Source organism: Enterobacter sichuanensis, from assembly GCF_002939185.1.
In the GTDB taxonomy this organism is placed as follows: Bacteria; Pseudomonadota; Gammaproteobacteria; order Enterobacterales; family Enterobacteriaceae; genus Enterobacter; species Enterobacter sichuanensis.
Window position 1 is genome coordinate 1 of the sequence record NZ_POVL01000086.1, and the last position, 9,468, is coordinate 9,468.

Consider the following 9,468-nt stretch of genomic DNA (forward strand, 5'->3'; position numbering starts at 1 on the left):
TCGCCATCAATGTTGTTAGTTTCAGATGAAAATATTGAGTTCAGTCGCTTCCCGGAATTCTACAATGAGCGAAGAAACGCCCTGAAGCAAAGACTACTGAGTCGGGTGTTTCTTACAACAAAAATAGATTCATCACCATCCACAATGGATACGGATGAAGAAATTCTCACTGACTGATCTTAAGCCCCGAAAGTGTTGGGGCCTCAGTATTTATTGTCAGCACAACGTTTCTACTGGCCTGACTGAAAGAGCGTTGGTTACATAACCGGGCAAACGAACACTCAGTACAACGCATGACATGCAAAGCCTGCCAACGGAATGAAATTGCGATAAAATCGGGCCAATAGCAGTACTTAAGAATCATACAACAGGATACAAAATGACAAGCCTTCAGCAGCGTGCAGAGCTACACCGTCAAATCTGGGCCATTGCCAATGATGTCAGAGGCTCCGTAGATGGATGGGATTTTAAACAGTATGTACTCGGTGCACTTTTCTACCGTTTTATCAGCGAAAATTTTTCCAGCTATATTGAAGCCGGTGATGACAGTATCTGTTATGCGAAACTGGATGACAGCGTAATTACTGATGACATTAAAGACGATGCCATCAAAACCAAAGGCTACTTCATCTACCCAAGCCAGCTTTTCTGCAACGTAGCTGCGAAAGCAAATACCAATGACAGACTGAATGCAGATTTAAACAGCATCTTCGTTGCTATCGAAAGTTCTGCTTACGGTTACCCTTCAGAAGCTGACATCAAAGGTTTGTTTGCTGATTTCGATACCACCAGTAACCGCCTGGGTAACACCGTTAAAGATAAAAATGCCCGCCTGGCTGCGGTTCTGAAAGGGGTTGAAGGGCTAAAACTTGGTGACTTCCACGAACATCAGATTGACCTGTTCGGCGATGCCTATGAGTTCCTGATTTCTAACTATGCGGCGAATGCTGGTAAGTCAGGCGGCGAGTTCTTTACACCGCAGCACGTCTCTAAGCTGATTGCACAACTGGCTATGCACGGGCAGACCCACGTTAACAAAATCTACGACCCGGCAGCAGGTTCCGGTTCTCTGTTATTGCAGGCTAAAAAGCAGTTTGATAACCATATCATTGAAGAAGGCTTTTTCGGACAAGAAATCAACCATACGACCTATAACCTGGCACGTATGAACATGTTTTTGCACAACATCAACTACGACAAATTTGATATCAGACTGGGGAATACCCTGACTGAGCCTCACTTTGGCGATGAAAAACCGTTCGATGCGATTGTCTCTAACCCTCCGTACTCGGTTAAGTGGATTGGCAGTGACGACCCGACCCTGATTAACGATGAGCGCTTTGCTCCAGCTGGTGTACTGGCCCCGAAATCAAAAGCGGACTTTGCATTTGTCCTACATGCGCTGAACTACCTGTCTGCTAAAGGGCGTGCAGCAATAGTTTGCTTCCCCGGTATTTTTTACCGTGGCGGCGCGGAGCAGAAAATCCGTCAGTATCTGGTTGATAATAACTATGTCGAAACCGTGATTTCACTGGCACCGAATCTGTTCTTTGGCACCACTATTGCCGTCAATATTCTGGTGCTGTCTAAACATAAAACGGATACCAAAGTTCAGTTTATTGATGCCAGCGAACTATTCAAAAAAGAGACCAACAACAATATCCTGACCGATGCCCATATCGAACAGATTATGCAGGTATTTGCCAGCAAGGAAGATGTTGCTCATCTGGCGAAATCTGTCGCGTTTGAGACCGTTGTCGCTAATGACTATAACCTGTCGGTGAGCTGCTATGTAGAAGCGAAAGATAACCGCGAAATTATCAATATTGCTGAGCTAAATGCAGAGCTTAAAACTACGGTCAGCAAAATCGACCAGTTGCGTAAAGATATTGATGCGATTGTGGCTGAAATTGAAGGCTGCGAGGTGCAGAAATGAGCGAGTTGAGTTATCTGGAAAAATTGCTGGATGGGGTTGAGGTTGAGTGGAAATCATTGGGAGATGTTGTAAATTTTCAGCGCGGAAGGCGGCTCGTAAAATCTCAGTTAGAAACTAGAGGTAAATATGCGGTTTACCAAAACAGCATGACACCACTCGGTTACTATCATGAGTATAATGTCGCAGCTCAATCTTCGTTCATTATCTGTGCGGGTGCAGCCGGTGAAATTGGTTATAGCGAAAATGAATTTTGGGCTGCCGACGATGTTCATTTCGCAATCACACCAGAATACATAAATGACAGGTTTTTGTTTCATTTTTTGTTGACGCAAAAGAATAAAATTTCAGGACAAGTACGCCGTGCCAGTATTCCGCGTCTCTCAAAGTCAGTAATTGAAAAACTTGAATTCCCAATCCCCTGCCCGGATAATCCGGAAAAATCCCTTGCCATCCAGTCTGAAATCGTTCGGATTCTGGATAAGTTTACTGCACTTACCGCTGAGCTTACCGCTGAGCTTAACATGCGCAAAAAACAGTACAACTACTATCGCGACCAGTTGCTGAGTTTTGATGAGGGTGAGGTTGAGTGGAAGGCTTTGGAGGAAGTCTCAACTTTTGCTAATGGAAAGGGGCATGAAAAAGACATATCAGAAGACGGTAAATATATTGTTGTAAACTCTAAGTTTATATCTACCAATGGCGAAGTCGCCAAGTTATCAAACAAACAGCTATGCCCTCTTTTTAAAGACGATATTCTTTTGGTTATGAGTGACCTGCCCAATGGCAAAGCACTTTCAAAAACATTTATTGTTGATGAAGATCATAAATACACTTTAAACCAACGTATTGGTGGAATTACAGTAAAAAACAGTAATGAATTACTCCCTAAGTTTTTGCACTATTTTTTAAATAGAACCCCGCAATTGCTGAAACATGACAATGGTGTTGATCAAACAAATTTGCGTAAAGGTCAAATACTTGAAGTAAAAATACCAATAATTTCACTCATCAAACAAGTTCAGATCGTTGAAACTCTTGATAAATTCGATACTTACACTAAGTCGATTTCAGAAGGCCTCCCGCGCGAAATCGAGCTGCGCCATAAACAGTACGAGTACTATCGTGATTTATTGTTCAGCTTCCCGAGACCAGAAACCGCCAGCAACTGACGGACCATTGATACCGGCAGGGTTTGTTCTCACCCGCCCGGTATCAGGCTTTAAGAATGCCGGAAGATGCTTCTGATACCCTTCCGGAATTTGCCAGATGACGCACAGGATGCACCATGACACAACAGATACACACCATTGCTGAATCCAATAACTTTATCGTCCTTGATAAATACACCAAAGTTCTGGAGAACGGCGACAGCTACCAGAGCGAATCGGATCTTGAGCGGGAACTGATTCAGGACCTTCTGAATCAGGGCTATGAATTTATATCCGTTAAGTCACCGACAGCGATGCTGGCGAATGCACGGGACCAGCTTCAGCATCTTAATGGTGTGGTGTTTAACGAAAGTGAATGGCGGCGCTTCGCAGAGCAGTATCTGGACAGCCCCAGTGACAGCAGCCTGGACAAAACTCGTAAAATCCATATCGACTATATCTGTGATTTCACGTTTGATGACGGTCGTCTGGAAAACATCTATCTGATAGATAAAAAGAACCTGCTGCGCAATAAGGTGCAGGTCATTCAGCAGTTTGAACAGACCGGCTCACACGCTAACCGTTATGACGTCACCATTCTGGTTAACGGCCTGCCACTGGTGCAAATCGAACTCAAAAAGCGCGGCGTGGCTATTCGTGAAGCCTTTAACCAGATACACCGTTACAGCAAGGAAAGCTTTAACAGCGACAACTCCCTGTTTAAATACCTGCAACTGTTTGTGATATCTAACGGAACCGATACCCGGTACTTTGCCAGTACCACTAAGCGGGATAAAAACAGCTTTGATTTCACCATGAACTGGGCGAAGTCGGATAACACTCTGATTAAGGACCTGAAGGACTTTACCGCCACCTTCTTCCAGAAACATACCCTGCTGAATGTTCTGTTTAATTACAGCGTGTTTGACAGCAGCCAGACGCTGCTCGTCATGCGCCCCTATCAGATTGCCGCCACTGAGCGAATCCTCTGGAAAATTAACAGCTCATTTAAAGCGAAGAACTGGTCAAAACCCGAAAGCGGTGGATTTATCTGGCATACCACAGGGTCAGGAAAAACCCTGACCAGCTTTAAGGCCGCACGTCTGGCTACTGAGCTGGACTTTATCGATAAAGTCTTCTTCGTGGTCGACAGGAAAGACCTCGATTACCAGACCATGAAGGAGTACCAGCGCTTCTCTCCGGACAGTGTCAATGGTTCGGATAATACAGCAGGCCTCAGAAGAAACCTTGATAAGGACGATAACAAAATCATCGTCACAACCATTCAGAAACTCAATAACCTGATGAAAGCCGAAGCTGACCTGCCCGTCTATCAGCAGCAGGTGGTGTTTATCTTTGATGAGTGTCACCGCAGCCAGTTTGGTGAGGCCCAGAAAAACCTCAAAAAGAAATTCAGACGCTTTTATCAGTTTGGTTTTACCGGTACGCCTATTTTCCCGGAAAATGCACTGGGGGCAGAAACCACCGCCAGCGTCTTCGGGCGTGAATTACATTCTTACGTCATTACTGATGCGATTCGTGATGAAAAAGTACTGAAGTTTAAGGTGGACTATAACGATGTCCGCCCACAGTTTAAGTCTCTTGAAACGGAAACTGATGAGAAAAAACTCAGCGCGGCTGAAAACCACCAGGCCTTTCTGCACCCACTACGTATCCAGGAAATAACGCAATACATTATCAATAACTTCCGGCAGAAAACACACCGAACCTTCCCGGGAGCTAAGGGCTTTAACGCCATGTTAGCAGTTAGCAGCGTGGATGCGGCAAAAGCTTATTACACGACGTTTAAAATGCTACAGGAAGAAGCGGAGAAGAAATCTGGCAGCTATAAACGCCTTCGGGTTGCAACCATCTTCTCCTTTGCTGCAAATGAAGAGCAAAGCGCCATTGGTGATATTACTGACGAAAGCTTTGATACCAGCGCAATGAACAGCAGCGCAAAGGAATTCCTGGATTCAGCCATTGATGACTATAACAACCACTTTAAAACCAATTTCAGTACCGACAGTAACGGCTTCCAGAACTACTACCGCGATTTAGCTCAACGAGTGAAAAATCAGGATATTGACCTTCTCATCGTGGTGGGAATGTTCTTAACCGGCTTTGATGCCCCGACGCTTAACACTCTGTTCGTTGACAAAAACCTGCGTTATCACGGCCTGATGCAGGCATTTTCCCGCACAAACCGTATCTATGATGCCACCAAAACCTTCGGCAATATCGTGACTTTCAGGGACCTGGAGCGTCCGACCATTGATGCCATCACACTATTTGGCGACAAAAACACCAAGAATGTGGTGCTGGAAAAAAGCTACGAAGAGTACATGCAGGGCTTTACCGATGCGGCAACCGGTGAGGCTAAACGAGGTTTTATGGCTGTTGTTTCGGAGCTGGAGCAGCGCTTCCCTGACCCTGCCAGTATCGACAGTGAAAAAGAGAAAAAAGCCTTCGTCAAACTGTTTGGTGAATATCTGCGGGCAGAAAACATCCTTCAAAACTATGATGAATTTGCCACGCTGAAAGCCCTGCAGAAGGTTGATATTAGTGACCCGGAAGCGGTAGAAACCTTTAAAGCAGAGCACTATGTGGATGATGAAAAATTTGCTGAATTACAAACCATTCGTCTCCCGGCAGAACGTAAAGTTCAAGACTATCGCTCAGCATACAATGATATCCGGGACTGGCAGCGACGCGAAAAAGCAGCAAACGACAGGGATAAATCAACCACAGACTGGGATGACGTGGTGTTTGAAATTGACCTGCTCAAGTCGCAGGAAATTAACCTGGACTACATTCTTGGCCTGATTTTCGACCACAACAGAGAGAAAAAAGGTAAAGAAGCCCTGACTGAAGAGGTCAGACGCTTAATCCGCTCAAGTCTGGGCAACCGTGCCAAAGAAGGTCTGATTGTTGACTTTATTCAGCAAACTAACCTTGATGACATGCCCGACAAAGCCAGTATCATTGATGCATTCTTTACCTATGCTCAGCGTGAACAGCAGAGGGAAGCAGAGGCGTTGATTAAGGAAGAAAACCTCAATGAAGAGGCTGCAAGGCGCTATATCCGCACATCACTAAAACGGGAATATGCTACCGAAAATGGGACGGAGTTAAACGAGACGCTACCAAAGCTCAGTCCGTTGAATCCTCAGTACAAAACGAAAAAGCAGACTGTATTCCAGAAAATTGGGGCGTTTATCGAAAAATTTAAAGGGGTTGGTGGACACCTCTAGTAGCCAGATAAAAGAACAATGCGCCACCGCAATTTATAGGTAAGATTGTATCTTTTAAACTGCGTCAGACCTGTATGATCGATGAAGCGCTGGTTAATGTTAATGCTAACTGGATGAATTTTTAACGCACATTCAAACAATTAGCGTCCAGAACTCACAGAAACCACTGCTTGATTTTGGATGGTAAAGTACTGAATAGATGCATCACAGGAGAATACTTATGAGCGTAACTATAAAAGACGATCGACTCAGGACTATCGCGACCTTTGATGGCAAGACCTTGAAAGATGATCGACTGAGGACCATCGCGACGTTTGATGGTAAAGCCCTGAAAGACGACCGACTCCGCACCATCGCTACCTTTGACGGTAAAACCCTGAAAGACGACCGACTCCGCACCATCGCAACATTTGATGGGAAGACCTTGAAAGACGATCGACTCCGCACCATCGCAACTTTTGATGGTAAAACACTTAAAGACGACCGACTCAGAACCATCGCGACAGTTAATGGTAATGTCAGTATTGTTGTTTTGGCGTTTGCTGCTCGGCTATTTTGAGGTTTAACATTTATGATATTATCTTTTTATTTTTACATCAAAAAAAATACCGAATCCCATAGTTTATTTAAACGATAGATTTTATTGCAAGACTATCTTCGGCAGATAACTGTCATCTGAGAAAAATTCGTGACCATGATGATAGTTCCGCCCCGACTCATCAGGGCAATGACATTGACATAAATTAAGCTGGCTTGATTGACAATATTTGCTGATATAATGGTGAGCGAGAAGCATAAGGTACTCGGCCTGAAGGGACATATACTGATGCTGGCTCAAGGTGGACATCTTGATCATCAAAAAATATATGAGGATTGAAAGCTTTAAGTATTTTTGTTTTCTCGACCCCACCCAGAAAGAATGCCTCATCAACATTTATCCCCCAAGCTCTTAATGTTTTTATAACTCGTAGCTCGGATGGGCTATTTCTTGCTGTAACAAGAGCAATTCTTATCGGTGAATAATCAACTCTTGCAGGTAATCGGTCTTGTAATCTCGCTATTTTTTTTAGCAGCATTGCATAAGGACCTTCCGCCAAAGGTTCATTTTGCTTGGCATTTTCTTGTGCATGGAAACTGTTAAGGAGGGTGCGAATAAGTACCCTCCGCAACGAAAATGAAACTTTTAGTCAATTAAATTCAATCACTTACATAGGCGTTTTTTTGCGTTTGGTGACTTATTCGCACCTTCCCTAATACCAATGACCAGAGTATTAGTCAAATCATAAGCCATAACTATCTCCTAAGACCTTTATTAGTTAACGTTTACAATTGATTAAGAGAAAAAACCTATTCATATTCAATACCCCATTCGTTTATTTTAAGTTTTTTATTTAACGAGAATTGGTTTATCAAATCAATATATTCTTTAAAGTCTGGATTCAATTCAATAAGACGATTAATAGTTTGCCAATCTAAACTTATTTTTTCTTTTGCTTGAAGAAGAATCTGACTTTCAGACGGATTATGTACATCGAGGAGGATAACGCCAATACCATGTGCCGCATTCAGAACAGTTAACTCATCAATACAGTTATTCTCAATGCTTGCAGCTACAAGATAGCCATAGTGAGACCATGATGAGTTAGAAACGGTCTGAAAGTATGCCTCTCTAACGTTCGAAATAACTAAAGATTTTTTTACTTCAAAAGACCAAAGAAAAGCACGTTTACCACCAAGAATTGAAACCGCATCCTTAGTCAAGGACGACCAATTATGACCAATATCCTGGACCCCTATAACATCTGGATGTACCCACTTATTACTCTTGAAGGCTCCCTTTTTGGATTTCTTTTCATCTACACGACGAACAAGCACGTTTAATGAACTCGAAGTATACTCGCTTAGAAGAGGATATAATTCATGCTCAGAATAAAATTCGCCATGGGGATCAGAAACGTCAGCATCATCCGTGACAAAGATATCTTTATTTAATTGTATGCCCTTTGCCTCATCATCTGACCAAAGATACTTTCTAGGTTTTCCTGCCGTCACATTAATATGAGCATTTCTCTTAACCAGCGAAGGTCTTTGGGCGCCTATCTCTGCCGCTACCTGGGAGATTAGGTCTTCAACACTCGAAAGATGTTCTGATGAAGCAAGTTTCTTTTCTGCGTATTCAGGAAAGCTTTCGCAAACTTTGATTGCCAATTGCCTGGCGGTAAACGGAACATTAGGGCTTGCCTTAAGTACGAACAAAGTCATACCAATCAATGTTTTAGTTTTATGACTAACAAGAAAATCTGAGTCAGCTTTTATTTTGTTCACACCCTATCCTTTTGTGCTTCAACGAGACCAAGAGCCTGGAACAACAGAACTCTTCTTTATTCTCTCCAACTATATCAAAATTGCTCCACGTAGTAGTAACCTTAGTTACTGTAATTGCTTTAAGTGAGGTTTACCGTGACTATCTCGAACTTTCAATATGTTCACGATCTAGCCAATGTCATGAAACATCAAGAGCTTTCGAAGAAAACAAACTTATCTTAGTAAACCTTAACCTGAGGACGTCAGATGTTGCAGCTCATAACAACCAGAATCAGCCCAGATATCTCTGAAGAGCTAATTGCTTTAGCTTGCTCATTATGAAGTACTCTCACCTAATGCAATATAGTTGTTAGAACTGGGATACGAAGATGGGCCATCTTAAACCAAGGCAATTTGATGGTAGGATTATGGTAGCTTCGAAACGCCGTATTTAAGCAATACTTAAGTCATGAAGAACCAAACTTAAACATTTTTCTCAAGGTAAACCAGTAAAAAACTGTTAGTGCTGATGGATCGTTTGGTCTTTTTTGAAGGGATTGAAAATCCCCGTGTCCTTGGTTCGATTCCGAGTCCGGGCACCACTATTTAAAGAACCCAGCCTATGGCTGGGTTTTTGCTTTTCTGCGTTTATAAATCCCTTCTTTAGTATTCTTGTTTCTCTTTGCCGTGTGATCCATACCCGGTGGCGCTGCGCTTACCGGGCCGACAGGTTTCGTAGGCCGGATAAGGCGAAGCCGCCATCCGGCGTGTTTTCTAACGCCCAAAGCAAAAAACCCCGCACCTTACGGTACGGGGTTCTTCTAAT

5 protein-coding genes and 2 pseudogenes are annotated in these 9,468 nt (G+C 43.3%); 5 read left to right on the forward strand and 2 right to left on the reverse strand.

Annotated features, from left to right (window positions below; translation table 11 throughout):
- The 5 genes and pseudogenes from C5687_RS25140 to C5687_RS22780 form a co-directional block, all read left to right on the forward strand.
- A pseudogene (locus C5687_RS25140) lies at positions 1 to 177 on the forward strand (hypothetical protein); the annotation flags it as partial.
- Positions 178 to 379: 202 nt separating this feature from the next.
- Entirely contained in the window at positions 380 to 1,936 is a 1,557-nt protein-coding gene (locus C5687_RS22765; protein ID WP_057072952.1) for a type I restriction-modification system subunit M, read from the forward strand.
- Positions 1,933 to 3,105 carry a restriction endonuclease subunit S gene (locus tag C5687_RS22770; protein WP_057072951.1) on the forward strand — a complete coding sequence of 391 codons (1,173 nt, stop codon included), beginning with the start codon at positions 1,933 to 1,935 and terminating at the stop codon, positions 3,103 to 3,105. Before C5687_RS22765 ends, C5687_RS22770 begins: the two co-directional genes overlap by 4 nt.
- A gap of 116 nt (positions 3,106 to 3,221) precedes the next feature.
- A complete protein-coding gene (locus C5687_RS22775) occupies positions 3,222 to 6,338 on the forward strand; it encodes an HsdR family type I site-specific deoxyribonuclease (protein ID WP_104558043.1) in 3,117 nt (1,038 codons plus the stop codon).
- A gap of 220 nt (positions 6,339 to 6,558) precedes the next feature.
- Positions 6,559 to 6,897 carry a 5-fold beta-flower protein gene (locus C5687_RS22780; protein ID WP_000117288.1) on the forward strand — a complete coding sequence of 113 codons (339 nt, stop codon included), beginning with the start codon at positions 6,559 to 6,561 and terminating at the stop codon, positions 6,895 to 6,897.
- A 184-nt stretch (positions 6,898 to 7,081) separates the two neighbouring features.
- On the opposite strand, the pseudogene C5687_RS22785 reads toward C5687_RS22780, so the two are convergent.
- Positions 7,082 to 7,480 (reverse strand): annotated as a pseudogene (locus C5687_RS22785) (5'-nucleotidase); the annotation flags it as partial.
- Positions 7,481 to 7,685: 205 nt separating this feature from the next.
- Positions 7,686 to 8,663, reverse strand: coding sequence for a hypothetical protein (locus C5687_RS22790; protein WP_001033549.1), 978 nt, complete (start codon positions 8,661 to 8,663; stop codon positions 7,686 to 7,688).
- Positions 8,664 to 9,468 lie beyond the last annotated feature (805 nt).